The 25,042-nt window shown below is 47.9% G+C and carries 19 protein-coding genes, 6 tRNA genes, 4 rRNA genes and 1 riboswitch; of the genes, 6 read left to right on the forward strand and 23 right to left on the reverse strand.

The window, feature by feature from the left end; genetic code table 11:
• Nucleotides 1-124 precede the first annotated feature (124 nt).
• From TSUB_RS15385 to TSUB_RS15430, 10 genes are all read right to left on the reverse strand, one after another.
• Nucleotides 125-200 (reverse strand) — tRNA-Val (locus tag TSUB_RS15385).
• A 30-nt stretch (nt 201-230) separates the two neighbouring features.
• Nucleotides 231-306: transfer RNA gene (locus tag TSUB_RS15390), tRNA-Lys, on the reverse strand.
• A gap of 23 nt (nt 307-329) precedes the next feature.
• A tRNA-Glu gene (locus TSUB_RS15395) sits at nt 330-405 on the reverse strand.
• A 119-nt stretch (nt 406-524) separates the two neighbouring features.
• Nucleotides 525-2,078: ribosomal RNA gene (locus TSUB_RS15400) — 16S ribosomal RNA — on the reverse strand.
• A gap of 345 nt (nt 2,079-2,423) precedes the next feature.
• A 5S ribosomal RNA gene (rrf, locus tag TSUB_RS15405) occupies nt 2,424-2,539 on the reverse strand.
• An 88-nt stretch (nt 2,540-2,627) separates the two neighbouring features.
• A 23S ribosomal RNA gene (locus tag TSUB_RS15410) occupies nt 2,628-5,512 on the reverse strand.
• A gap of 282 nt (nt 5,513-5,794) precedes the next feature.
• A tRNA-Val gene (locus TSUB_RS15415) sits at nt 5,795-5,870 on the reverse strand.
• Nucleotides 5,871-5,900: 30 nt separating this feature from the next.
• Nucleotides 5,901-5,976, reverse strand: a tRNA-Lys gene (locus tag TSUB_RS15420).
• 23 nt (nt 5,977-5,999) lie between these two features.
• Nucleotides 6,000-6,075, reverse strand: a tRNA-Glu gene (locus TSUB_RS15425).
• Nucleotides 6,076-6,269: 194 nt separating this feature from the next.
• Nucleotides 6,270-7,821, reverse strand: a 16S ribosomal RNA gene (locus tag TSUB_RS15430).
• The 16S, 23S and 5S rRNA genes sit together here with 6 tRNA genes alongside, the layout of an rRNA operon.
• A gap of 566 nt (nt 7,822-8,387) precedes the next feature.
• On the opposite strand from TSUB_RS15430, the gene TSUB_RS15435 reads away from it, so the two are divergent.
• Nucleotides 8,388-8,852, forward strand: a complete 465-nt coding sequence (locus TSUB_RS15435; protein WP_087020470.1) for an RNA recognition motif domain-containing protein — start codon at nt 8,388-8,390, stop codon at nt 8,850-8,852.
• Here the strand turns inward: TSUB_RS15435 and murI are convergent.
• The 3 genes from murI to TSUB_RS15450 form a co-directional block, all read right to left on the reverse strand.
• The gene (gene murI, locus TSUB_RS15440) at nt 8,833-9,621 is read right to left on the reverse strand and encodes a glutamate racemase (RefSeq protein ID WP_281422914.1); all 789 of its coding nucleotides are present in this window, start codon (nt 9,619-9,621) and stop codon (nt 8,833-8,835) included. The genes TSUB_RS15435 and murI overlap by 20 nt on opposite strands.
• Nucleotides 9,622-9,715: 94 nt before the next feature.
• Complete coding sequence (locus TSUB_RS15445; RefSeq protein WP_087020477.1) at nt 9,716-11,563, reverse strand: TonB-dependent receptor domain-containing protein; 1,848 nt, start codon at nt 11,561-11,563, stop codon at nt 9,716-9,718.
• Between the two features lie 45 nt (nt 11,564-11,608).
• A riboswitch (cobalamin riboswitch) is annotated at nt 11,609-11,811 on the reverse strand.
• 12 nt (nt 11,812-11,823) lie between these two features.
• A complete protein-coding gene (locus TSUB_RS15450) occupies nt 11,824-12,351 on the reverse strand; it encodes an ATP--cob(I)alamin adenosyltransferase (protein ID WP_087020481.1) in 528 nt (175 codons plus the stop codon).
• Between the two features lie 164 nt (nt 12,352-12,515).
• Here TSUB_RS15450 and trmA point away from each other — a divergent pair, with 164 nt between their 5' ends.
• Nucleotides 12,516-13,622 (forward strand): tRNA (uridine(54)-C5)-methyltransferase TrmA, encoded by a 1,107-nt coding sequence (gene trmA, locus TSUB_RS15455; protein WP_087020484.1) that lies wholly within the window; start codon nt 12,516-12,518, stop codon nt 13,620-13,622.
• A gap of 69 nt (nt 13,623-13,691) precedes the next feature.
• Here the strand turns inward: trmA and TSUB_RS15460 are convergent, their stop codons facing one another.
• Together TSUB_RS15460 and fabR are read right to left on the reverse strand one after the other, a co-directional pair.
• Nucleotides 13,692-14,066: a DUF1422 family protein gene (locus TSUB_RS15460; RefSeq protein WP_087020487.1), complete on the reverse strand. Its 375-nt coding sequence runs from the start codon at nt 14,064-14,066 to the stop codon at nt 13,692-13,694.
• Between the two features lie 21 nt (nt 14,067-14,087).
• A complete protein-coding gene (fabR, locus tag TSUB_RS15465) occupies nt 14,088-14,726 on the reverse strand; it encodes an HTH-type transcriptional repressor FabR (RefSeq protein WP_087020490.1) in 639 nt (212 codons plus the stop codon).
• Nucleotides 14,727-14,939: 213 nt separating this feature from the next.
• Here fabR and sthA point away from each other — a divergent pair, with 213 nt between their 5' ends.
• Nucleotides 14,940-16,343 carry a Si-specific NAD(P)(+) transhydrogenase gene (gene sthA, locus TSUB_RS15470; RefSeq protein WP_087020493.1) on the forward strand — a complete coding sequence of 468 codons (1,404 nt, stop codon included), beginning with the start codon at nt 14,940-14,942 and terminating at the stop codon, nt 16,341-16,343.
• Between the two features lie 60 nt (nt 16,344-16,403).
• On the opposite strand, the gene ubiA is transcribed toward sthA, so the two are convergent.
• Together ubiA and TSUB_RS15480 are read right to left on the reverse strand one after the other, a co-directional pair.
• On the reverse strand, nt 16,404-17,252 hold the full coding sequence (gene ubiA, locus TSUB_RS15475) for a 4-hydroxybenzoate octaprenyltransferase (RefSeq protein ID WP_414718344.1): 849 nt from the start codon (nt 17,250-17,252) through the stop codon (nt 16,404-16,406).
• Entirely contained in the window at nt 17,249-17,782 is a 534-nt protein-coding gene (locus TSUB_RS15480; protein WP_087020499.1) for a chorismate lyase, read from the reverse strand. The genes ubiA and TSUB_RS15480 overlap by 4 nt, the downstream gene beginning before the upstream one ends.
• Before the next feature lie 168 nt (nt 17,783-17,950).
• On the opposite strand from TSUB_RS15480, the gene TSUB_RS15485 reads away from it, so the two are divergent.
• Entirely contained in the window at nt 17,951-18,370 is a 420-nt protein-coding gene (locus tag TSUB_RS15485) for a flagellar basal body-associated protein FliL (RefSeq protein WP_087020502.1), read from the forward strand.
• A gap of 75 nt (nt 18,371-18,445) precedes the next feature.
• On the opposite strand, the gene glpG is transcribed toward TSUB_RS15485, so the two are convergent.
• The 6 genes from glpG to ftsY all read right to left on the reverse strand — a co-directional run bounded on the left by glpG (nt 18,446) and on the right by ftsY (nt 24,052).
• Complete coding sequence (gene glpG, locus TSUB_RS15490; protein ID WP_087020505.1) at nt 18,446-19,276, reverse strand: rhomboid family intramembrane serine protease GlpG; 831 nt, start codon at nt 19,274-19,276, stop codon at nt 18,446-18,448.
• A gap of 159 nt (nt 19,277-19,435) precedes the next feature.
• Nucleotides 19,436-19,759: a thiosulfate sulfurtransferase GlpE gene (gene glpE, locus TSUB_RS15495; protein WP_087020509.1), complete on the reverse strand. Its 324-nt coding sequence runs from the start codon at nt 19,757-19,759 to the stop codon at nt 19,436-19,438.
• A gap of 465 nt (nt 19,760-20,224) precedes the next feature.
• Nucleotides 20,225-21,085: an RNA polymerase sigma factor RpoH gene (gene rpoH / locus TSUB_RS15500; RefSeq protein WP_087020512.1), complete on the reverse strand. Its 861-nt coding sequence runs from the start codon at nt 21,083-21,085 to the stop codon at nt 20,225-20,227.
• 122 nt (nt 21,086-21,207) lie between these two features.
• Nucleotides 21,208-22,119: a permease-like cell division protein FtsX gene (gene ftsX, locus TSUB_RS15505; protein ID WP_087020514.1), complete on the reverse strand. Its 912-nt coding sequence runs from the start codon at nt 22,117-22,119 to the stop codon at nt 21,208-21,210.
• Nucleotides 22,109-22,777 (reverse strand): cell division ATP-binding protein FtsE, encoded by a 669-nt coding sequence (ftsE, locus tag TSUB_RS15510; protein ID WP_087020517.1) that lies wholly within the window; start codon nt 22,775-22,777, stop codon nt 22,109-22,111. Before ftsE ends, ftsX begins: the two co-directional genes overlap by 11 nt.
• A gap of 3 nt (nt 22,778-22,780) precedes the next feature.
• Nucleotides 22,781-24,052, reverse strand: coding sequence for a signal recognition particle-docking protein FtsY (ftsY, locus tag TSUB_RS15515; protein ID WP_221274549.1), 1,272 nt, complete (start codon nt 24,050-24,052; stop codon nt 22,781-22,783).
• Nucleotides 24,053-24,137: 85 nt separating this feature from the next.
• Here ftsY and rsmD point away from each other — a divergent pair, with 85 nt between their 5' ends.
• Both rsmD and TSUB_RS15525 read left to right on the forward strand, forming a co-directional pair.
• Nucleotides 24,138-24,740, forward strand: coding sequence for a 16S rRNA (guanine(966)-N(2))-methyltransferase RsmD (gene rsmD, locus TSUB_RS15520; RefSeq protein ID WP_087020523.1), 603 nt, complete (start codon nt 24,138-24,140; stop codon nt 24,738-24,740).
• The gene (locus TSUB_RS15525; protein ID WP_087020526.1) at nt 24,737-25,003 is read left to right on the forward strand and encodes a DUF1145 domain-containing protein; all 267 of its coding nucleotides are present in this window, start codon (nt 24,737-24,739) and stop codon (nt 25,001-25,003) included. The genes rsmD and TSUB_RS15525 overlap by 4 nt, the downstream gene beginning before the upstream one ends.
• The last annotated feature ends 39 nt before the right edge of the window (nt 25,004-25,042 follow it).

The following is a 25,042-nucleotide window of genomic DNA, read 5'->3' on the forward strand; positions in this document are numbered from 1 at the left end:
TTTTCAATGAACGATTCAATCTATTCGATTGAATTTACTAGTCAGCTTTCCAGTTTGTTAAAGAGCATGTGAAGCTTGTTAGCTTGCACTTTCTAAAGATTCTTAAGGAAAAACCTTTAGAGAGTGGTGGGCGATACCGGGCTCGAACCAGTGACCCCCTCCTTGTAAGGGAGGTGCTCTCCCAACTGAGCTAATCGCCCACAGTAGTTTTACATCTTCGTGGCAAAAGATGGTGGGTCGTGCAGGATTCGAACCTGCGACCAATTGATTAAAAGTCAACTGCTCTACCAACTGAGCTAACGACCCATCTTGTCACTTCAAAAGAGAAGTGGCGTCCCATAGGGGAGTCGAACCCCTGTTACCGCCGTGAAAGGGCGGTGTCCTAGGCCTCTAGACGAATGGGACTTAGGTTTTACTAGTGTGTTGGGCACACTAATAGGGATAGTGCAAAACACTACCCGACACTCTTCACATTACGACCAAGCAATCTGTGTGGACACTGCATCTAACAGCAGTCTTATCGTTAAGGAGGTGATCCAGCCCCAGGTTCCCCTAGGGCTACCTTGTTACGACTTCACCCCAGTCATGAACCACACCGTGGTAAACGCCCTCCCGAAGGTTAAGCTATCTACTTCTGGTGCAGCCCACTCCCATGGTGTGACGGGCGGTGTGTACAAGGCCCGGGAACGTATTCACCGTGGCATTCTGATCCACGATTACTAGCGATTCCGACTTCATGGAGTCGAGTTGCAGACTCCAATCCGGACTACGACGCACTTTTTGGGATTCGCTCACTTTCGCAAGTTGGCCGCCCTCTGTATGCGCCATTGTAGCACGTGTGTAGCCCTACTCGTAAGGGCCATGATGACTTGACGTCGTCCCCACCTTCCTCCGGTTTATCACCGGCAGTCTCCCTGGAGTTCCCACCCGAAGTGCTGGCAAACAAGGATAAGGGTTGCGCTCGTTGCGGGACTTAACCCAACATTTCACAACACGAGCTGACGACAGCCATGCAGCACCTGTCTTACAGTTCCCGAAGGCACACTCGAATCTCTTCAAGCTTCTGTAGATGTCAAGAGTAGGTAAGGTTCTTCGCGTTGCATCGAATTAAACCACATGCTCCACCGCTTGTGCGGGCCCCCCGTCAATTCATTTGAGTTTTAATCTTGCGACCGTACTCCCCAGGCGGTCTACTTAACGCGTTAGCTCCGAAAGCCAGTGTTCAAGACACCAACCTCCAAGTAGACATCGTTTACGGCGTGGACTACCAGGGTATCTAATCCTGTTTGCTCCCCACGCTTTCGCATCTGAGCGTCAGTCTTTGTCCAGGGGGCCGCCTTCGCCACCGGTATTCCTTCAGATCTCTACGCATTTCACCGCTACACCTGAAATTCTACCCCCCCTCTACAAGACTCTAGCCTGCCAGTTTCAAATGCGGTTCCGAGGTTAAGCCCCGGGCTTTCACATCTGACTTAACAGACCGCCTGCATGCGCTTTACGCCCAGTAATTCCGATTAACGCTCGCACCCTCCGTATTACCGCGGCTGCTGGCACGGAGTTAGCCGGTGCTTCTTCTGCAGCTAACGTCAAATCTAGCAGGTATTAACTACTAAACCTTCCTCACTGCTGAAAGTACTTTACAACCCGAAGGCCTTCTTCATACACGCGGCATGGCTGCATCAGGGTTCCCCCCATTGTGCAATATTCCCCACTGCTGCCTCCCGTAGGAGTCTGGACCGTGTCTCAGTTCCAGTGTGGCTGATCATCCTCTCAAACCAGCTAGGGATCGTCGCCTAGGTGAGCCGTTACCTCACCTACTAGCTAATCCCAACTGGGCCCATCCTAACGCGAGAAGCCCGAAGGTCCTCCTCTTTGCTCCGTAGAGATTATGCGGTATTAGCCATCGTTTCCAATGGTTATCCCCCTCGTTAGGGCAGGTTCCCAGCCATTACTCACCCGTCCGCCGCTCGACGCCCTTAACGTCACCCGAAGGCTCAGTTAAGTCGTTTCCGCTCGACTTGCATGTGTTAGGCCTGCCGCCAGCGTTCAATCTGAGCCATGATCAAACTCTTCAATTAAAGTTTTTTTGGTCTTTCGACCGGCTCAATGAATACTGATATTACTTATTGCTAAGTAATGAATTGACTGTGCTAAGACCGAAGTCTTAATTTGGTCACTAGTATCATTGATAAATCTTTAGACTATCTATTCAACGAGTGCCCACACAGATTGCATGGTCATATTGTTAAAGAACGTTGACTTTCAATGCGTTAGCCTTGTTGGCTTCAGCAAGTCAGGAGGCGTATAATACGCTGCTCTGATTTTAAGTCAAGATAAGATTCTCGATTTTTTGAAAATCTTATGTTGACTCCGCTCGCAAGCGAAATCACTTTCTTCTTAGACAAAAAGAAAGAAAATTCAAAGCCTGGCGATGTCCTACTCTCACATGGGGAGACCCCACACTACCATCGGCGCTATTGCGTTTCACTTCTGAGTTCGGCATGGAGTCAGGTGGGTCCACAATGCTATGGTCGCCAAGCAAAATTTTGTTCAAACTATGAAAACTGGCTAGTGTTCTTCTTCACATTCAAGCGCGATTAAGCCCGATAAAACACCTTGGGTGTTGTATGGTTAAGCCTCACGGGCAATTAGTACAGGTTAGCTCAACGCCTCACAACGCTTACACACCCTGCCTATCAACGTCGTAGTCTACGACAACCCTTTAGGACAGTTAAACTGCCAGGGAGAACTCATCTCAAGGCTCGCTTCCCGCTTAGATGCTTTCAGCGGTTATCGATTCCGAACTTAGCTACCGGGCAATGCGTCTGGCGACACAACCCGAACACCAGAGGTTCGTCCACTCCGGTCCTCTCGTACTAGGAGCAGCCCCTTTCAATTCTCCAACGCCCACGGCAGATAGGGACCGAACTGTCTCACGACGTTCTAAACCCAGCTCGCGTACCACTTTAAATGGCGAACAGCCATACCCTTGGGACCGACTTCAGCCCCAGGATGTGATGAGCCGACATCGAGGTGCCAAACACCGCCGTCGATATGAACTCTTGGGCGGTATCAGCCTGTTATCCCCGGAGTACCTTTTATCCGTTGAGCGATGGCCCTTCCATTCCAGAACCACCGGATCACTATGACCTGCTTTCGCACCTGCTCGACTTGTCAGTCTCGCAGTCAAGCGGGCTTATGCCATTGCACTAACCTCACGATGTCCGACCGTGATTAGCCCACCTTCGTGCTCCTCCGTTACGCTTTGGGAGGAGACCGCCCCAGTCAAACTACCCACCAGGCACTGTCCTCACCCCAGATAATGGGGCCAAGTTAGAACATCAAACATACAAGGGTGGTATTTCAAGGATGACTCCACGCTATCTGGCGACAACGCTTCAAAGTCTCCCACCTATCCTACACATGTAGGCTCAATGTTCAGTGCCAAGCTGTAGTAAAGGTTCACGGGGTCTTTCCGTCTAGCCGCGGGTACACAGCATCTTCACTGCGATTTCAATTTCACTGAGTCTCGGGTGGAGACAGCGTGGCCATCATTACGCCATTCGTGCAGGTCGGAACTTACCCGACAAGGAATTTCGCTACCTTAGGACCGTTATAGTTACGGCCGCCGTTTACCGGGGCTTCGATCAAGAGCTTCGACCGAAGTCTAACCCCATCAATTAACCTTCCGGCACCGGGCAGGCGTCACACCGTATACGTCATCTTTCGATTTTGCACAGTGCTGTGTTTTTAATAAACAGTTGCAGCCACCTGGTATCTGCGACTCCCGTTAGCTCCATCCGCGAGGGACTTCACCGACAGGAGCGTACCTTCTCCCGAAGTTACGGTACCATTTTGCCTAGTTCCTTCACCCGAGTTCTCTCAAGCGCCTTGGTATTCTCTACCCGACCACCTGTGTCGGTTTGGGGTACGATTCCTTACAATCTGAAGCTTAGAAGCTTTTCCCGGAAGCATGGCATCAATGACTTCACTGCCGTAGCAGCTCGACGTCGTATCTCAGTCTTAGGTGTCCGGATTTGCCTAAACACCCAACCTACATGCTTGAACCTGGACAACCGTCGCCAGGCCCACCTAGCCTTCTCCGTCCCTCCATCGCAATTGTAAGAAGTACGGGAATATTAACCCGTTTCCCATCGACTACGCTCTTCAGCCTCGCCTTAGGGGTCGACTTACCCTGCCCCGATTAACGTTGGACAGGAACCCTTGGTCTTCCGGCGAGGGGGTTTTTCACCCCCTTTATCGTTACTCATGTCAGCATTCGCACTTCTGATACCTCCAGCATGCCTTACAGCACACCTTCAACAGCTTACAGAACGCTCCCCTACCCAATACGCATAAGCGCATTGCCGCAGCTTCGGTTTACTACTTAGCCCCGTTACATCTTCCGCGCAGGCCGACTCGACCAGTGAGCTATTACGCTTTCTTTAAATGATGGCTGCTTCTAAGCCAACATCCTGGCTGTCTGAGCCTTCCCACATCGTTTCCCACTTAGTAGTAATTTGGGACCTTAGCTGGCGGTCTGGGTTGTTTCCCTCTCCACGACGGACGTTAGCACCCGCCGTGTGTCTCCCGGATAGTACTTACTGGTATTCGGAGTTTGCAAAGGGTTGGTAAGTCGGGATGACCCCCTAGCCTTAACAGTGCTCTACCCCAGTAGTATTCGTCCGAGGCGCTACCTAAATAGCTTTCGGGGAGAACCAGCTATCTCCAGGTTTGATTGGCCTTTCACCCCAGCCACAAGTCATCCGCTAATTTTTCAACATTAGTCGGTTCGGTCCTCCAGTAAGTGTTACCTCACCTTCAACCTGCCCATGGCTGAGATCACCTGGTTTCGGGTCTACACCCTGCAACTGTACGCCCAGTTAAGACTCGGTTTCCCTACGGCTCCCCTATTCGGTTAACCTTGCTACAGAATGTAAGTCGCTGACCCATTATACAAAAGGTACGCAGTCACCCCGAAGGGCTCCCACTGCTTGTACGTACACGGTTTCAGGTTCTATTTCACTCCCCTCACAGGGGTTCTTTTCGCCTTTCCCTCACGGTACTGGTTCACTATCGGTCAGTCAGGAGTATTTAGCCTTGGAGGATGGTCCCCCCCTATTCAGACAACGTTTCACGTGCGCCGTCCTACTCGATTTCACTGATAAGGGATTGTCGGTTACGGGGCTATCACCCTGTATCGCGGCACTTTCCAGAGCCTTCACCTAATCCCAAACCAGCTTAAGGGCTACTCCGATTTCGCTCGCCGCTACTTTCGGAATCTCTGTTGATGTCTTTTCCTTCGGGTACTTAGATGTTTCAGTTCCCCGAGTTCGCCTCATAACGCTATGTATTCACGTTATGATGACCGCTTATGCGGCCGGGTTTCCCCATTCGGAAATCCATGAGTATAGTGACTCTTACCGTCTTCTCATGGCTTATCGCAGGTTAGCACGTCCTTCATCGCCTCTGACTGCCAAGGCATCCACCGTGTACGCTTAGTCACTTAACCATACAACCCCAAGGCGTCTTTATTTCACTTTATCAAAGTGAAGACACATAGGCGTATGACAGCAACCAAGGTTTACATGTTTTCGCCGGACTCAATACAAGACACTTGAATGTGTTTGTTGTATTTACTTGCGTAAACACATTTGAGAACTTGTTCATTTTTCAATGAACGATTCAATCTATTCGATTGAATTTACTAGTCAGCTTTCCAGTTTGTTAAAGAGCATGTGAAGCTTGTTAGCTTGCACTTTCTAAAGATTCTTAAGGAAAAACCTTTAGAGAGTGGTGGGCGATACCGGGCTCGAACCAGTGACCCCCTCCTTGTAAGGGAGGTGCTCTCCCAACTGAGCTAATCGCCCACAGTAGTTTTACATCTTCGTGGCAAAAGATGGTGGGTCGTGCAGGATTCGAACCTGCGACCAATTGATTAAAAGTCAACTGCTCTACCAACTGAGCTAACGACCCATCTTGTCACTTCAAAAGAGAAGTGGCGTCCCATAGGGGAGTCGAACCCCTGTTACCGCCGTGAAAGGGCGGTGTCCTAGGCCTCTAGACGAATGGGACACTGAGTTTGTCTGCAAAACATGTTTTGCAAACTTTGTGTTAGCGAGTGACGAACCTGTGAGGAACGACATCATCTCACTTTTTATTAGTGTGTTGGGCACACTAATAGGGATAGTGCAAAACACTACCCGACACTCTTCACATTACGACCAAGCAATCTGTGTGGACACTGCATCTAACAGCAGTCTTATCGTTAAGGAGGTGATCCAGCCCCAGGTTCCCCTAGGGCTACCTTGTTACGACTTCACCCCAGTCATGAACCACACCGTGGTAAACGCCCTCCCGAAGGTTAAGCTATCTACTTCTGGTGCAGCCCACTCCCATGGTGTGACGGGCGGTGTGTACAAGGCCCGGGAACGTATTCACCGTGGCATTCTGATCCACGATTACTAGCGATTCCGACTTCATGGAGTCGAGTTGCAGACTCCAATCCGGACTACGACGCACTTTTTGGGATTCGCTCACTTTCGCAAGTTGGCCGCCCTCTGTATGCGCCATTGTAGCACGTGTGTAGCCCTACTCGTAAGGGCCATGATGACTTGACGTCGTCCCCACCTTCCTCCGGTTTATCACCGGCAGTCTCCCTGGAGTTCCCACCCGAAGTGCTGGCAAACAAGGATAAGGGTTGCGCTCGTTGCGGGACTTAACCCAACATTTCACAACACGAGCTGACGACAGCCATGCAGCACCTGTCTTACAGTTCCCGAAGGCACACTCGAATCTCTTCAAGCTTCTGTAGATGTCAAGAGTAGGTAAGGTTCTTCGCGTTGCATCGAATTAAACCACATGCTCCACCGCTTGTGCGGGCCCCCGTCAATTCATTTGAGTTTTAATCTTGCGACCGTACTCCCCAGGCGGTCTACTTAACGCGTTAGCTCCGAAAGCCAGAATTCAAGATTCCAACCTCCAAGTAGACATCGTTTACGGCGTGGACTACCAGGGTATCTAATCCTGTTTGCTCCCCACGCTTTCGCATCTGAGCGTCAGTCTTTGTCCAGGGGGCCGCCTTCGCCACCGGTATTCCTTCAGATCTCTACGCATTTCACCGCTACACCTGAAATTCTACCCCCCTCTACAAGACTCTAGCCTGCCAGTTTCAAATGCGGTTCCGAGGTTAAGCCCCGGGCTTTCACATCTGACTTAACAGACCGCCTGCATGCGCTTTACGCCCAGTAATTCCGATTAACGCTCGCACCCTCCGTATTACCGCGGCTGCTGGCACGGAGTTAGCCGGTGCTTCTTCTGCAGCTAACGTCAAATCTAGCAGGTATTAACTACTAAACCTTCCTCACTGCTGAAAGTACTTTACAACCCGAAGGCCTTCTTCATACACGCGGCATGGCTGCATCAGGGTTTCCCCCATTGTGCAATATTCCCCACTGCTGCCTCCCGTAGGAGTCTGGACCGTGTCTCAGTTCCAGTGTGGCTGATCATCCTCTCAAACCAGCTAGGGATCGTCGCCTAGGTGAGCCGTTACCTCACCTACTAGCTAATCCCAACTGGGCCCATCCTAACGCGAGAAGCCCGAAGGTCCTCCTCTTTGCTCCGTAGAGATTATGCGGTATTAGCCATCGTTTCCAATGGTTATCCCCCTCGTTAGGGCAGGTTCCCAGCCATTACTCACCCGTCCGCCGCTCGACGCCCTTAACGTCACCCGAAGGCTTAGTTAAGTCGTTTCCGCTCGACTTGCATGTGTTAGGCCTGCCGCCAGCGTTCAATCTGAGCCATGATCAAACTCTTCAATTAAAGTTTTGTTGGTCTTGCGACCGGCTCAATGAATACTGATATTACTTATTGCTAAGTAATGAATTGACTGTGCTAAGACCGAAGTCTTAATTTGGTCACTAGTATCATTGATAAATCTTTAGACTATCTATTCAACGAGTGCCCACACAGATTGCATGGTCATATTGTTAAAGAACGTTGACTGGTAACACTGTTACCGCGTCAGGGCTGCGTATACTACGCTTTCCTGATTTGATGTCAACAAGTAATTTTAGTTATTTTCAAAACCACTTTTTGACATCCCTCTTTCGAGGCTAACTCGGTGGGCGACATTGCTTTTCAGCGCGGTGCTCCGTGTCAGTGAGGCGGCATTATAGAGATCAATTTCAGGCTGACAACCCCTTTTTTGCGAAAAAGATCACGACCGCTCAATTTAACACCACACAGCCCAAACAATGCGCTCCAACGCATTTACGAGCAACAATTTCACCACCGATTGGAAATTAATCAATAATATACGTAAGATAAATGTAACGACCTTGTTAAGGTCAGACTTTCTCTATTCATTAACTGACGTATCGAGCAATATGAAATCATCATTATTAATTACCACTCTTATTGTTGCTGTGGTTGGGTTCTCGCTACTTACCTTTACAAGCTTTTCTTTACCTGCCAATTTAGCTTTCGCGCTAGGCGCAATTATTACTGGCTTCTTTATCACTTTACGTTCACCTTCTGCCAGCCCCACTGACTCCCCTACAGTCCTATCCTCTTCAAGCAGCGAGCCTCCAGGCAGTCGTACTCTCTATGTCGGTAATCTGCCCTACCGCGCTAATGAGAGCGATGTGAAAACGCTTTTTGAATCTCATGGCGAAGTGTTTGCTGTTCGTCTTATGAAAGATAAACGTACAGGTAAGCGACGCGGCTTTGGTTTTGTCGTCATGCGCAGCCAAGATGCCAATTCCGCCATTGAGGCACTGAATGAATCTGACTACCAAAGTCGAAAGCTAAAAGTGAGAGAGGCCAACGAGCCTAAGCATCAGGAAGCGTAAGTGATATAACTTGCGGTGCAGAAAGCGCTTGCTGTTCAAGGTAGGAATGTAACGCTAAACAGTTCTTATCTGCCAACGTACAGTACACTTGATGAGCTCCTTGCTCCTTAAGTGTACTGCCTTCTAAGAGCGATACCACTCGATTCGCGATTGCAGCACCTGAATCAATCACACTGACAGCTTCCTCTAACACTGCACAGATTTCTTCTCGTAGTAGAGGAAAGTGTGTGCATCCTAGTATCAGTTGATCAACTGCTCCTTTAAAGGGCGAGAGTATTTGCGCTAACTCTCCTAGCGGTGCAGGTATACCACGCAACTTGTCTTCGGCTATCTCGACTAAACGTGTTGATCCAACCCGCAGGACTTTACAGTGCTCAGCGAACCGAGAAATGAGCTCATCCGTATACGGGCGAGACACGGTAGCAGGTGTCGCAAGTAACCCTATCACGCCAACCTTACTTGCAGAAGCGGCTGGTTTTATCGCTGGTACGACCCCCACTACAGGGATACTGAGTTGCTCCCTCAAAGGCGGAAGTACGACGGTACTTGCCGTATTACATGCAATAACCACTAAATCGATATCACGCGCCGCTACTCGATCTTTAATAATCGCAACCACTCTATCCACCAGCGTCGACGGCGGCAACTCCCCATAGGGAAAAGCACCATTGTCGAATACATAGGTATAGGTTGCTTGGGGTAGACGCCGTTTGATCTCTTGATATACGGATAATCCACCCATGCCAGAATCAAAGATTAGGATATTCACGCGCTCTGTACTCAACTAATTAATGCGCTCGCAATAATAGACGTTGAACGACAAAGAAGGAAGAGAAGAAAAAACCGCCCGAAGGCGGTTTCATTTAGAACTTATAATCAAGCGACAAGTAGTATGCTCTTTCAGGTGCAGGGTAACCCCCTGTCGTTTCGTATTCTTCATCAAGTAAGTTATCAATCCGTCCTCGGAAAACAAGGTTTGGAGTTGCAAAGTAACTCACTCCTAGATCGAGCAAGCTATAAGCTTCCAAATTCTTAATTTGACTTGCATCCACTGCCGGCAGATCTGAGCGTTTACCCGTATAAATATAAGATAAAGAAACAACAACTTCGTCTAAAGTAAGCTCACCAACCCACTTATAGTTCTGTTTAGCTCTACGTGCCAATTGCGCACCTTTCGTATCTTCATGATCTTTATATTCAGCCACTACTGCATGAGAAACCATACCAGTGTCAAAGTTCACCTCAAGTTCCAGGCCACGGATATCTGCATCAATGTTTTTTGCCATATAAATATCGGTATAGTAAATCTGTAGGTTGTCAACTTCATTGCGGTAAACAGATAGAGACCAATCGGCAAACGAGTAAAAACCCTCAACGCCTAGCTCAAGATTCTCTGACTCTTCTGGCTTCAATTTAGGATTGCCTCCTAAATCAGCGAATGAAGGTGCTTTGAACGCCGTCCCTATAGAACCATACAGCCGATGAGATAGATTGAGCTCATAACTAGCTCCTAACGACCAAGTGGTATAGTCGTCGTACTCGTCGTGCTTATCTGTCCGCACAGAGGCCTGAAGCGTTAACGCATCATGAGCAAATATCGCCCCCGCATAGATACCTCTCGTATCTCGCTTTTCACCTGCAGCTTTATGCTTAAATCCATAACTCAGCGCATCATCCTTTAGATTTTCTCGACGCCAGTCAATACCACCAGAGAGTAACAAAGCTTCGCTTAAAATATACTGATTTGCCCACTGCAGGTTTGTTTGGTCGATATTCAATCGAGATATAGGTAGTGCCGCACCAATATCATCATAATTACGGTCTTCTTGGTAGTTGACGGTGAAAAACGACTGATACTGACTATCATTATACTCTGCACGTCCCGTATAGCTTGTTGATTGATTGTATGCTTTCGCAACCATATAAGAACAAGATTGGCTTACATAGTCATAATCACAGCGATTGTACTCTGCGACATTATCAAACCAACGCAGTGAGCCAAACAACGACCAATTGTCATCGATAATGTGCTCATAGTTTATCATCGCCTGATTACCATCAAAGCCGTGAGTATCCCCATCATTTAAACCAGGAAGAGGATTAACATTAAAGCCATCCGTCTGCTGGAAACCCGCGGCTATTTTTAAATGACTGTTTTCAGAGATGTCACCCGTAGAGGCAAAATTACCCTCGCGGTATGCTTTACTACCAGTCCCAACAGCTATGCTTTGGCGTTCAGTACCGCGCTTAGAGCGAGTGATAATATTCAAAACACCACCAATAGCATCAGAGCCATAAACGGCAGCACCTGCACCACGAATGAGCTCAACTCGTTCAACTTGGTTGACTGGTATACGGTTGATGTTCGTGCCAGCTGTAATCGTGTTGTTCATACGAACACCATCAATTAAAACTAACGTATGACTCGAATTAGTGCCGCGTAAGAAAAGAGAAGCGTTTTGGCCGATACCACCGTTTACTGTGGTTTCAACACCAGGTAATCGACGCAAGATTTCTGTCAATGTCTTAGCTTGAGACTGTTCTATCTCTTCGCGAGTAACAACACTGACAGGAGCAATAACATTATCAACCGATTGCTCAAATCGAGAAGCAGTAACAACGACAGTTTCATTTTCAGAAACCACTGGAGAGGTTTGCTGCGCAAACGCAGCCATTGGCAGCATTCCGGCTACCCAAAGTTTTTTAGACATATCAGATCCAAAAGCGCGTGAATCAAATGATGTCAGGACATCCTGATACCATATTGTGGATCAACTGATATTCGGACTTAAGGACCTCCTACAATAGCGACTTCCCACAAAAGTGCAGTGTCTGGTAGTGCGACTACCTAGCTATCTTCGTTTCCTATTACCGCTGCGCGTCAGTTCTGGATTCTCACCAGATTCCCAGCTGATTATAAAAAGCGTCGAGATTATAGGTAAAACCTCGTCACATTTACAATCTAATCAAGTTAATAATTAATACTAATATATTCTTTTTCTTCTACATTCAGCTTCATCTTGATGTAGACAGTTAACACAAAGAGGAAATTTGCCAGTAAATTGGCGAATCGCGGTAGGGTCTCTTCAAAGGCGATGCCCGCTTCATTTAAACGAACGAGATAACGCACCGTCTTTTTAGCATGGGTACGGCACAAATGCAGCGCGGGCACAGGCATAGGGCCTTGCGGTAAAACAAACTGATTCACTCTCCCTTTACTCAACGCATTATAGTGATCATACCTCGCCGTCAGCCACTCAATATCTTGCTCAAAAATCCCGTTTTTACCGCGAACAGAGCCATTCAAGTGATAAATCAGCGGGTGTAAATGCTCAAGATCGGCTTTCACATCATCGAACTCATCAGGCAAATAAGCGAGTACCCAGCCTATTTGGCAGCACAGCTCATCCACATGAATCTCAAAGTCACACTTCAGATCGGTATCGTAGATGAAAGGATAACATATCTCCTTGATCTTCTTTTTCTTTGGGATCGACATTCGCCACTCCTTTTTCCCTAATCGCCAGGCTACCTTACCCTCTCACTCACAAAGCGCCTAGACTTAATATCAGAACGGTGAAAAAGTCAGCAAAAAGACTGGACAAACCCAGTAAGCCTCTTACAATTTGCCCTCATTTTTTGCGAAGAAATAGGTCATACCGCATGAGTAATACCCCAATCGATACTCGACAGTACCAAACTCAACTCGACAACAAAGCACAGTTGCTAACCGAGATGTTCGCTGAGTTTGATACGCCGACCCTCGATGTCTTCCCTTCACCATCACAGCATTACCGTATGCGCGCTGAATTTCGCGTATGGCATGAAGGTGACGACCTTTACTACATCATGTTTGACCAAAAAACGAAGCAAAAGTACCGAGTTGATGCGTTCCCTCAGGCAAGTCGTTTGATCAATGACTTAATGCCATTGCTCATCGATGCAATTAAGCACATTCCAGCATTGCGCCATAAACTCTTCCAAGTCGATTTTCTCTCGACTTTAAGTGGTGAAGTGCTGATCTCCCTCCTTTACCATCGTCAGTTGGATGGTGAGTGGGAAAAAGAAGCCAAAGCGCTCAAGCAGCGCTTAAATGATGAAGGCTTCAATCTCAATCTCATCGGCCGCGCGCGCAAACAGAAAATCGTTTTAGATCAAGACTTCGTGATTGAAAAACTCACTGCGTTCGACAAGACTCTGACGTATAAACAAGTTGAAAATAGCTTCACGCAACCAAATGGTGAAGTCGCGCAAAAAATGTTGGAGTGGGCCATCGACTGCACCCGAGACAGTGAGGGCGACTTGTTAGAGCTTTACTGTGGAAACGGTAACTTCTCGCTTGCTTTGGCACAAAACTTTGATCGTGTCCTCGCCACAGAACTGGCGAAGCCATCTGTCGATTCAGCGCAATTCAATATTGCCGCAAACGACATCGATAATGTGCAGATCGTCCGAATGTCTGCAGAAGACTTTACAGATGCAATGGCAGGCAAACGTGAATTCCGTCGCCTCAAAGATAACAACATCGATCTCCAGAGCTACAACTGCAACACCATTTTCGTTGACCCACCTCGAGCAGGGATGGATGAAGGCACGTGTCGCATGGTGCAAGGCTATGAACGCATCATGTATATCTCTTGCAACCCAGAGACACTCAAAGAGAACTTGGCCATTCTGAGTGAAACCCATCGCATTACGCGCTTTGCACTCTTCGACCAATTCCCTTACACCCACCACATGGAGGCGGGTGTCTTTCTCGAGCGAAAATAACGTTATCGTTGTCTGACAACTAAAAAAGGACCGCTACGGTCCTTTTTTGATCTCAACATCTACCGCTATTTACGCTGTACTGTTCGATTTTGACGACGATGGCGACATCACTCCGACTTTAATCGCAATCCAGAAAAGAATACCCAGCATCAGGATCAAAGAGAAGAAGTTGGAGCCCAGTTCCGGGTTTAAAGCACGCAAAAATGCAGAATACCCAAACGCACCCACTAAAAATGTCCCTGTCGATAGGGTGAGGGTTCCTTCAGCATAAGGTGCGGCAACATACGTTTGGTAAATCGAATACATCGCAAACCCAAAGGTTAGCAGAGGGAAAATAGAGAAGGGAACCAAACTGTTTGTTAGTGCCGCCACACTGGCATTGCCAGCTACACCACCAATAAATGCAAAGAGCAAAATAGAACGTTTTACTGACGCCTTTTCCATGTCTAACCTCATCTGTCGTTATCAGTTAACCGGGCTCCTTTTCAAAAATGCCCGTTCTTTTTCTTTCCGGTAAAAATGCGCACCGGTAGCCAACATCCGCAACTGCATCACTAGGCGTTCAGCCAAAGCGGTACGTTGCTCTGAATTCAAATCTAACGCTTCAGCACCTGAGCTAAACACAAGAGTGACCGAAGCTTCTGCTTGCGCGTAAGCCTCTTCACGGCTTATTGCCGTTTTCGCCTCTAAATATTCTGTTAGCTCAGCGACAAAGTGGTGAATTTCTCGCGTCACTGCGGCCCGAAAGGCCGGCGACGTGCCAGAACGCTCACGTAACAATAGTCGAAAAACATTCGGACTGTTTTCAAGAAACTCCATAAAAGTCTCTACCGAGGTACGGATCACACTGCCCTCTGTCGCGATCCGTTGACGCGCTTGCCGCATCAATTGACGCAATAACAACCCGCCTTCATCGACCATTGTTAGGCCCAGTTCGTCCATATCTTTAAAGTGGCGATAGAAGGAAGTGGGGGCAATACCCGCTTCACGGGCGACTTCACGGAGACTGAGATTAGAAAAGCTCCGTTCTGCACTCAGTTGATTAAACGCGGCATCTATCAAACTACGGCGTGTTTTTTCTTTTTGCTGTGCTCGAATTCCCATTTTGGTTCATATCATGCTGAATCACTACTGCCCACACTATACCCCTTTTTGGCTGATGCGACAGGTTCAAAGGGCTATCAATGGCAATCTGGTCCAGAAAAAGAAAAACTCCGTGATCACCCGCGAGCAATTCACGCAAGCGAATTTACCTGACCATAGAAAGGTTTACAATATCGTATCAGCAATGTTGCAATAATGATAAAAGGGCTGGACATGGATAAACAGCAAGGCAATCATTTTGATGCGATAGTCATCGGTAGTGGACCCGGCGGTGAGGGGGCAGCCATGGGGCTCACCAAAGCAGGGTACCGTGTCGCAGTGATTGAAAGAGAAAAAAGTGTTGGTGGCGGCTGTACTCATTGGGGGACGATACCTTCTAAAGCGCTTCGCCACGCCGTCAGCCGAATCATTGAATACAATCAAAACCCGCTTTTCTCTAAAAACCAGCCTAGCCTGCACAGTACCTTCAGTCAGATACTTGATCACGCCCGTGGTGTCGTCGATAAGCAAACCAAAATGCGCCAAGGGTTTTACGACCGTAACCAATGCCAACTCATTTTTGGAGAAGCGCATTTTACCGACAGCCATACCGTCGCAGTAGTCAAACCTGACGGCTCTACAGAAACCTATACGGCTGATAAATTTGTCATCGCGACAGGCTCTCGACCTTATCACCCGAAAGATGTCGATTTCTCTCATTCACGCATTTATGACTCAGACACCATTTTGCGTCTCAAGCATGACCCTCGCCATATCATCATTTACGGCGCGGGGGTCATTGGTAGCGAATATGCCTCCATCTTCCGGGGTCTCGGTGTCAAAGTCGATCTCATCAATACACGCGATCGCTTGCTCTCATTCTTAGATAACGAAATCAGCGACTCACTGTCATACCACCTGTGGAACAGCGGTGTCATGATCCGTAATGATGAAGCTTACGAACGAATAGAAGGCACTGAGGATGGAGTGATTGTTCACTTACAATCCGGGAAGAAGATGCGCGCCGATTGTATTTTGTATGCCAACGGCCGCACAGGCAATACCGATACCCTCAACCTCGAAGCCGTTGGCCTTACCCCAGACTCTCGCGGTCAATTGGCAAAAAATGGCCTCTACCAAACGGAAGTTGACCACATTTATGCGGTGGGTGACGTTATTGGCTACCCGAGTTTGGCAAGTGCCGCCTATGACCAAGGACGCCATGTGGCACAAGCAATTAGCCAAGGTGAAAGCCGCCAGTTAATCGACCATATCCCGACAGGCATTTATACCATTCCGGAAATCAGTTCAGTCGGCAAAACAGAGCAAGAGCTCACCGCTGAGAAGGTGCCATACGAAGTGGGTCGCGCGCAGTTTAAACATCTGGCCCGCGCTCAAATAGCAGGCATGGATGTCGGCAGTTTAAAGATCCTCTTTCATCGTGACACCAAACAGATCTTGGGGATCCACTGCTTTGGCGAACGCGCTGCAGAAATTATCCACATCGGTCAAGCCATCATGGAACAAAAGGGCGAAGGCAATAACATCGATTATTTTGTCAACACAACGTTCAACTACCCCACCATGGCTGAAGCCTATCGCGTTGCGGCGCTAAACGGTCTCAATCGTCTATTTTAAGGCTGCACAAAAAACAGGGGGAGCACAAATTGCTCCCCCTGTTTTTTCATCCAACTCGGTTTACAGCAAACTTATCACCAAGCCAAGACAGATAAGCATACCAACGTAGTTGTTGTTCAAAAAAGCTTGAAAACAACGTTCTCGCTCTCGATGCCGGATCAAGTGTTGCTGATACACAAACAGCGCCGCCGCCGCCAACAGCCCCCAATAATAGCTCTGCCCCAGCGCAAGTTGCTCACCAAGCCAAACTAAAATGCCCAACGTCACCAACTGCAACCCAGCGATAATCCGTTTATCCCAACGACCAAATAACAATGCGGTAGACTTGACGCCTATCTTGATATCGTCATCACGATCAACCATCGCATACTGAGTGTCATAGGCCACTGTCCAAAAAACATTGGCGAGAAAGAGTAACCACGCTTCCGCAGGCACCGCATTGGATTGGGCGGCAAAAGCCATCGGAATCGACCAGCCGAATGCCATACCAAGAACCAGTTGAGGTAGGTGCGTAAGGCGCTTCATAAATGGGTAAGCCGTCGCCAAAATTAGGCCAGCAAACGACAACTGAATGGTCAGGCTATTCATCGTCAGAACCAGTGCAAAAGCAAGTATCGACAAGGCGATAAACAACCCTAGTGCCTCTTTTTCTGTCACCGCACCCGACGGGATTGGCCGCTGTTTAGTGCGCTTTACATGGCCATCAAAATGGCGATCGGCATAGTCATTAATCACACAGCCAGCAGAACGCATTAAAAACACACCGACGACAAACACAAACGTCACATACCCATCAGGTACCCCATCTGCGGCAATAAACAGCGCCCATAAGGTTGGCCATAGCAACAGTAAACTACCTATCGGCCTGTCCATCCGTGTTAAGCGCCAATAAGCCTGCGCCTTTGTCATTTCCACGTATCCTTACTCCGATAAAGAGGCGCGTCCGCCAAAAACACTTCAGAAACCAGCATTGGTTTCTCATTTAGCCAAAGCCGTGAACGCCTTGCCCACAAGCCTTCTCCTACCTGCGCAATCGCCAAGGCATCGCGATGTGCCTGCTCCCCTTGAAATACCCGTAATCCCAACGGCATTTCACCTAGTTGAGCAAGATCCTGCTCTTCATCAGTTAACGTCGAATGTGGGATCAAAGTACGCCCTAATAGCCATGGTACGCCATCACCTTTTAAAACCACTTTTCTCAACAGGCAGCCTGATTGAGGCAGTAACTGTTGCTCTTGCGCCGATAAAGCATCATGAGGAATGTCAGTCTGCTCCACCAGCTCGACTGATAACATGCGACAATGCTGCTGGAAACGTCGCGAGAGAGACGTTGTATCAAGCAACCAATCACCAATTTGGCATCTTTGCTCAAACATCGTCGGCGGAGACCACACAGCCTGTTCTAATAGAGGCTTATACAACCGTTTGAATTCCGACATCTTTCCATGTTTCTATCTACCAATAAGTTTGACAAAATGTTGGTAGATACTAATTATTTGATTACCATAAAGAGTAGCTATTGTAGCAAGCCGAAGCTGCCACGAATATTATTGCGTTCGCGAGATTCGGTCATCTTAACCAGTTTTTTTCAAAAATGGATACCCACGATGCGCTTCCGCTCACTGAACCGACTATTCTGCGTTGTATTGACACTTTTATCGCTCGCCTTTCCACTGCATGCCGAAGAAGAGGGCGAAGTAGAGCCACAGTACACTTACTACACCTTGTCCCCGGATATCACCACGAACTACACCACACAAGGGAAAAAACTGGGCTACTTGCGTCTGCAGATTGACCTGATGGTCATTGACCCAAGCTTAATTGATATTCTTGAACATCACGATCCACTCATCCGCGACACCATTATTGAAATTGTTGGTCAGGAGGGGGAAACCACGATTAAGACCTTGGCGGGCCGTGAAGAGATTCGCCTCAATTGCTTAGATCGTATTAATCAACTGCTACTTGCGGAGACGGGACAAAAAGTAGTGACAGAACTGTTGTTTACTAAGTACCTCTACCAATAGGGCGTCTATCACCTCTCATTAAACATCAAGAGGCAGCCCATATGGCTGCCTCTTCGCGTCTAACTCAGCAACAACTTAGAGTCGGCTTTTGGCGTAACTTAGCGCCGCTAAACCACACCCCGACATCAGCCCGACTAAATGCGCGGTATTAGCGATACCAATGAAAGGTTGAATGTATCCCAACACGATCCATAACAACATGAAACCGACATAATGTTTCTCTAACTGAATGCCTCTCTCTGGCAGTAGCCAACCTAGCCACCAACAGTACCCCATCAAGGCATACACTACGCCGGAGAGACCACCGAAAAATGCATCAGTCACTAAGAATTGTCCAAGCCCAGATAGCACAGCCGAGACCATAAAGAGCAACATCAATCGGCCACTGCCTTGGATTTTTTCAATCTTGCCGCCGAGGATCCACCACCAAAGCAGATTAAAAATGATGTGTGTCGTCGAAAAGTGCATTACTGCGTGAGACACCCAACGCCACACTTCTCCCCATTGCGATGCGTTGACAGGGAAATGGAGAAGTTGAAAGATGGGCTGCTGCCACTGCCATGAAGACAGAATATAGATTCCCGAGCATAGCAACATAATCAGTAAGGTAAATGGGCCTGCACCTTGCTTAATCATATTCAATAAACTGGGGGACGTTGCTCTCAGGTACGTCGGCCGTGATTCCGCCATATCCCATGACGCCTCTCGATAACGAGGATGGTCAGGCTCTGCCACAAATCGTTTCAATTCAGCTTCAATCTCTATCTGCTGTGCTGCATCGGCAATCCATAGAGAAAACAGTCCTTCAGGCTCGGGTTGAATCAATACCTTTAGCTGACGACTATCACAATAATCCACAAAGGCTTGTGCGATACGCAAATTATCGATAACGAAAAATTTAATCATGCCTCACCTAACTGAATCATCACGAGCGCTGCGTCTCGCCATCGAGAACTAAAAAGAAAAAGACCTCAAAGCATGAAGCCTGAGGTCTTTGACTATCACTCTTTAAGGTATAGCAATCTTTGCCTTAACCACACCCTAATCAGCTAATCGAATTTCATGTCAGCACGCTTGTTCCACTGGCAAGTCACCTCGATGCCAAGCTTCAAAGCCGCCATCCACGCTATAGACTTCTTCAAAGCCTTGATTAATAAGATACTGCGCTGCACCCTGACTACTCACTCCGTGATAGCAGATCACGAGCACCGGTGTTTCAAAGTCGTGCTCATTCATAAAACTGCCCAAGGTATCGTTTGTTAAATGAATCGCATCGACAGGGTGAGATAACTGAAAAGACTGCGGATCACGAATGTCGACCATCACAGCGCCATCATTTTGTTGCTTGGCGAGCGCACCAGCAACATCGATATGTTGAAATTGTTCCATCACTTCCTCACTGACGAATATTGTGTTTAGCGCCGATGAATAGATACCTTCCATTGCGCATTTTTATTACGTCTAAGTGTACCTGAAAGCCACGCTTCTATCCCGATACTCGTAGTAGGGTTAAACAGTGATTATTTTGCCACCAACTGTGGAAAAGCTTGTGAGTTGCGTGAATAAAGTGTTTTGGGATACCTGGATCTACTACATGTAGTGTTGATCATGCATTCCCTGTGGATAACTCTGTGTGCTAATTTATATAAGTTCCCTCTGAGGCAAGGTATAGCAGTCATTTAGGCGTTTTGTGCTACTGTTTACAACTCTTTGAATGCATTGATCTTTATTTGACCATTTCTCAAGCGATCATTCCCTTGATCCCGACTTCTCTAAAACGCAGATCTTCGAGGACACAAACAAAAAAACCGGCCAACGGCCGGTTTTCAAATTTCTTTAAGCAGTGTAAGGACGCTACAGTGCGTCACCCACAGCCAGCTTTAACTTCTTCATCGCGTTTTTCTCAAGCTGACGAATACGCTCTGCAGACACACTATAATGATCAGCAAGATCTTGCAGTGTTGCTTTATCTTCATCGAGCCATCGTGCACGCACAATGTGCTGACTACGATCGTCCAATGTAGACATCGCATTCGCGAGGCGATTTTGCGCATGGCTTTCCCAGTTATGCTCTTCATAACTTTGCGCAACATCTGAGCTTTTATCTTCAAGATAAAACACAGGGGCAGTGTAAGCACTGTCACCATCGTCATCTTCCGTCGGCGCTTCAAAGGTCGCGTCTTGTGCGGCAAGACGGGCTTCCATCTCCATCACTTCAGACGCATCAACACCCAACTGCTCAGCCACCATGTTCACTTCATCGTGACTAAACCAACCCAAACGCTTTTTCGCTTTACGCAAATTAAAGAATAACTTTCGCTGCGCTTTTGTCGTGGCAACTTTCACAATACGCCAGTTACGTAGGACGTACTCGTGAATCTCAGCTTTAATCCAGTGAACAGCAAACGATACCAAACGTACCCCAACTTCCGGGTTAAAGCGTTTGACCGCTTTCATTAGACCGATGTTACCTTCCTGAATCAAATCAGACATTGGGAGGCCATAGCCTGTATAGCCCTTGGCAACATGCACAACGAAACGAAGATGCGACATGATTAGGCCTTTCGCCGCCTCAATATTACCCTCGTAGTGAAGACGTTCAGCCAAGTGTCGCTCTTCATCAGCAGTCAGCATCGGGTGGCGATTCACAGATTGAATATAGCCATCTAAGCTGTCTGCCGAGACAACGGCCATTGGATACATCTCTTTCGTCATTGAAACCTCGTCAATCGATTAATCTCAAGCCAGTCAAATAAAAGTAAGCCTAGAAGGTGAACACATTATGATGACAATTGCAAGTCAAACACGTTTTCACCACAGTAATAGACTCAAAAACGCTAAACAGGTTCAATTTCTCTTAAGTGACGCTGCGCGGAAAGCTGCCCAGCCATCAGACCAAGCAATATAGCAGCACCAAACAATAAACCTGTCTCTTCAATACCCATACCACTTAAACGAAATGTCGCACCGTATAGATCAGCCAGTTCGATAACACTTTGGTCAACGAGTAAGGTGATCCCCGCCGCCATTGACCAAGCGATTGCAGCAGCAAAACCAGCATACCCAATGCCCGTATAGAGATAGGGACGAAGAATATCCGCATCGGTCGCGCCTACGAGTTTCATCACTTGAATACGTGATTTCTCATCCAAGACTTGTAGACGTAAGGTGTTCCCGATAACGAGAAAGACCACCAATAACATTAGTACAGAAAACACCAACGCGAGCTTAATCAATACTGCTTTTATACCGACAAAACGCTCAATCCAATCGCTGTCCATCCTTACATCGTCAACGCCTTCTTCGGCAGATAGGCGTTGCGCTAGCATCACCACATCATCCAGCGCTTCTGAAACGGGCTCAACCACCATCACTCCCGGCAGTGGATTGTTATCAAGCAGCGGAATCGCTTCTGCAAAACCTTGAAACTGGTAGAACTCCTCAATGCCCTCATCCGGCGAGATGTAAGTCACGCTATCGACTTTACTCCATGAACGCCACTCCGTCAGCATCACGTCTCGTTGACTGTCTGACGGCACATGAGTCAGATAGACGGTCAACTGTGACGAACGTGGTAAGGCATCACTGACAAGCAATACATTTTTTGCCAGTAGATACAGACAGGTCGGTAGCGTTAAGGCAAACGCCAGCACCGCAATAGTCAGGACATTCCCTAACGGCCTCGCCCCCATACGCTTAAACGCTGTATTTGCATCACGCTTATGACGCCCGAAAAAACTAACCGCCATAGCTCACCTCACTTAACATGCCGCCTTGCAAATCAAGACGAACGCCTTGGTGCTGATTGATCAACGAGGTATCGTGCGTCGCTAACAAAACAGTCACTCCCGCACGATTGAACTCGGCAAATAGCTGCATCATTTGCAACGACAAAGCATGGTCTAAATTCCCGGTAGGTTCATCAGCCAGTAACATCATAGGTTTATTCACGACGGCGCGTGCAATCCCCACCCGTTGCTGTTCACCACCTGATAATTGCATCGGTAAGCAGCGCGCTTTATCTAACAAGCCCACTTTATCAAGGGCCGCGGACACACGGCGTTTCACTTCATCTTCACCGACATTGGCTACCCGAAGCGGCAGTGCAACATTGTCAAAAGCCGACGCATCCATCAACAACTTATGATCTTGGAAAATGATGCCTAAATGACGTCTTAAGAATGGGATCTGTTGACGTGGTAAGCGGCTGATGTCGTGCCCGTTAAACATCACTTTTCCGTCGCTTGGTCGCTCCATTGCGCAGATCAGTTTCAACAAGGTACTTTTACCTGCACCGGAGTGACCGGTTAATAATGCAAAATCCCCTTTTTGCAGCTGGAAGTTCACCCGCTGCAATGCTTGGCGACCGCCTCGGTAGGCTTTGCTAACTTGCTGAAACTGAATCACACGCTACTCCTCTGAGCTAAACAAGGCTTCAATAAACTCATCAGCATTAAATGGACGTAGATCTTCAATGCCTTCACCGACCCCAATAAATCGAATTGGAATATTGAATTGGTCAGCAATCGCGAAAATAACCCCCCCTTTTGCCGTACCATCCAGTTTGGTTAAGGTAATGCCCGTCAAAGGTGTGACATCATTGAAGAGTTTGGCTTGGCTAATCGCATTCTGACCCGTACCAGCATCCAGTGTTAGCATGATTTCATGTGGGGCACTGTCATCCAGCTTCTTCATGACGCGGACAATCTTGCGCAACTCTTCCATTAAGTTGGCTTTATTTTGCAAGCGACCTGCTGTATCGGCGATCACCACATCGACACCTTTAGCACGAGCAGATTCAACCGCATCATAGATAACGGAGGCGCTATCCGCACCGGTATGCTGCGCGACAACATGGACGCTATTGCGCTCACCCCAGACTTGAAGCTGCTCTACCGCGGCTGCACGGAAGGTGTCTCCCGCTGCCAACATGACAGATTTACCTTCATTTTGAAGCTGTTTCGCTAACTTACCAATCGTCGTTGTTTTACCGACGCCGTTAACGCCGACCATCAGAATCACATAAGGTGTGTGACCACTTACCTCTAACGGTTTTTCAACCGCAGAGAGCATGTCTGACATCTCTTCTTTAAGAAGGCCATAGAGCGCTTCACCATCTTTTAGCGCTTTACGGCTCGCTTTTTCTGTCAAGCTATCAATGATCTTCGTCGTGGTATCCATCCCCACATCCGCGATCAACAGTTGCTCTTCCAACTCCTCAAACAGATCGTCATCAATCTGCTTACCTTTGAATAAACCGAAAAAGCCAAAGCCCAGATTGGCTTTAGTTTTCTGTAAACCTCGCATTAAACGAGCAAAAAAGCCTTCACGCTGAGGCTTTTCTTGTTCTGCGACGACAAGGACTTCTGCTTCTGCTTCTGCTTCTGCTTCTGCTTCTGCTTCTGCTTCTGCTTCTGCTTCTGCTTCTGCTTCTGCTTCTGCTTCTGCTTCTGCTTCTGCTTCTAGCGCAGTTTCCTCAATCTGTTGCTCAGCAACAACCTCTGAATCACCAGAATCAGGGGTGCTTTCTTGCTCCACCTCGACGTTTTCCGCCGCTGGCGTGGTATTCTCTTCTTCTATTCGCGCTTCTTGCGCGTCAAGTGGCTCTTTTTCTTGCTCAGCCTGGTCATTATTGTTAAAACCAAGCCACGAAAATAATCCGCGTTTCTTTTTCTCTGCCATTGGCAACAATCCTAACTGTGGGTGCACGCCAAAGGCGTGCAAAAACTGAGTTATACTAACACTTTCTAAACGGTCGAAAAAATCTATGTCTAGACGCCCTTCGCAATCCCGTCGTAAACCCGCCTCAAAACCAACGGGCTTCGTGCGCATCATCAGTGGAAAATGGCGAGGACGCAAATTACCGGTCCATGACAGTGAAGGGTTACGCCCAACAACCGACCGTGTCAAAGAGACGCTATTTAACTGGCTCGCTGCCGATCTTCACGACGCTCGTTGCTTAGACTTATTCTCAGGAAGCGGTAGCCTCGGCATCGAAGCCTTATCACGCTTTGCCGCCCATGTTGATCTCATCGAACTCGACAAAACAGCCTCTAATCAATTGAAAAGTAATATTGATTCGCTTCAAGACACCTCAGCACAAGTACACAATACCAATGCACTGCAGTACTTAGATGGACCAGCGACACCGTATGATATTGTGTTTATCGATCCTCCGTTTCGTCAAAACCTCCTTCCTGACTGTATCGAGAAGTTAGAGCAAAACGGCTGGCTTTCGCCCCATGCGATGATCTATATTGAGGCCGAAAAAGAGCTTGGCACACCGACTGTTCCTGCACACTGGCGATTACATCGGGAAAAGCATGCCGGCCAACTCAGTTACCGCCTCTATGAAAGGGAAGCCGAATGAAGACACTATTAATGCTCGCAAAAGGTGCGATGGGATTTGTATGGGCGATCCTGATCCTTAACCTTTTCCATCCATTTCCTGGCGTAGCAGCCATCGCGCTCTATATCATGACCGCCTTCTTGTTCATGATGCATGGATTGCAAACGCTAATTTTTATTGGTGCATTTGGCGATAAGCTCTCACTTAGTAAATGGGAAAAGAGCAGTATTCTGCTTTTTGGTATTTTCGCGCTTCTCGATATTCGCCGAAAGCACATGAGCTGATGGCCAAGAGAAAAAACCACCTAAGCAGGTGGTTTTTTA

This window comes from Thaumasiovibrio subtropicus (assembly GCF_019703835.1).
GTDB lineage: Bacteria > Pseudomonadota > Gammaproteobacteria > Enterobacterales > Vibrionaceae > Thaumasiovibrio > Thaumasiovibrio subtropicus.

Coding starts and splice junctions, on each gene's coding strand:
- trmA (WP_087020484.1), top strand. CDS start 12,516: ATGAGTAATACCCCAATCGATACTCGACAGTACCAAACTCAACTCGAC.
- TSUB_RS15525 (WP_087020526.1), top strand. CDS start 24,737: ATGAAGACACTATTAATGCTCGCAAAAGGTGCGATGGGATTTGTATGG.
- TSUB_RS15450 (WP_087020481.1), bottom strand. CDS start 12,351: ATGTCGATCCCAAAGAAAAAGAAGATCAAGGAGATATGTTATCCTTTC.
- sthA (WP_087020493.1), top strand. CDS start 14,940: ATGGATAAACAGCAAGGCAATCATTTTGATGCGATAGTCATCGGTAGT.
- TSUB_RS15460 (WP_087020487.1), bottom strand. CDS start 14,066: ATGGAAAAGGCGTCAGTAAAACGTTCTATTTTGCTCTTTGCATTTATT.
- fabR (WP_087020490.1), bottom strand. CDS start 14,726: ATGGGAATTCGAGCACAGCAAAAAGAAAAAACACGCCGTAGTTTGATA.
- glpG (WP_087020505.1), bottom strand. CDS start 19,276: ATGATTAAATTTTTCGTTATCGATAATTTGCGTATCGCACAAGCCTTT.
- ftsY (WP_221274549.1), bottom strand. CDS start 24,052: ATGGCAGAGAAAAAGAAACGCGGATTATTTTCGTGGCTTGGTTTTAAC.
- rsmD (WP_087020523.1), top strand. CDS start 24,138: ATGTCTAGACGCCCTTCGCAATCCCGTCGTAAACCCGCCTCAAAACCA.
- TSUB_RS15485 (WP_087020502.1), top strand. CDS start 17,951: ATGCGCTTCCGCTCACTGAACCGACTATTCTGCGTTGTATTGACACTT.
- TSUB_RS15480 (WP_087020499.1), bottom strand. CDS start 17,782: ATGTCGGAATTCAAACGGTTGTATAAGCCTCTATTAGAACAGGCTGTG.
- TSUB_RS15445 (WP_087020477.1), bottom strand. CDS start 11,563: ATGTCTAAAAAACTTTGGGTAGCCGGAATGCTGCCAATGGCTGCGTTT.
- ubiA (WP_414718344.1), bottom strand. CDS start 17,252: ATGACAAAGGCGCAGGCTTATTGGCGCTTAACACGGATGGACAGGCCG.
- rpoH (WP_087020512.1), bottom strand. CDS start 21,085: ATGACGAAAGAGATGTATCCAATGGCCGTTGTCTCGGCAGACAGCTTA.
- ftsX (WP_087020514.1), bottom strand. CDS start 22,119: ATGGCGGTTAGTTTTTTCGGGCGTCATAAGCGTGATGCAAATACAGCG.
- TSUB_RS15435 (WP_087020470.1), top strand. CDS start 8,388: ATGAAATCATCATTATTAATTACCACTCTTATTGTTGCTGTGGTTGGG.
- glpE (WP_087020509.1), bottom strand. CDS start 19,759: ATGGAACAATTTCAACATATCGATGTTGCTGGTGCGCTCGCCAAGCAA.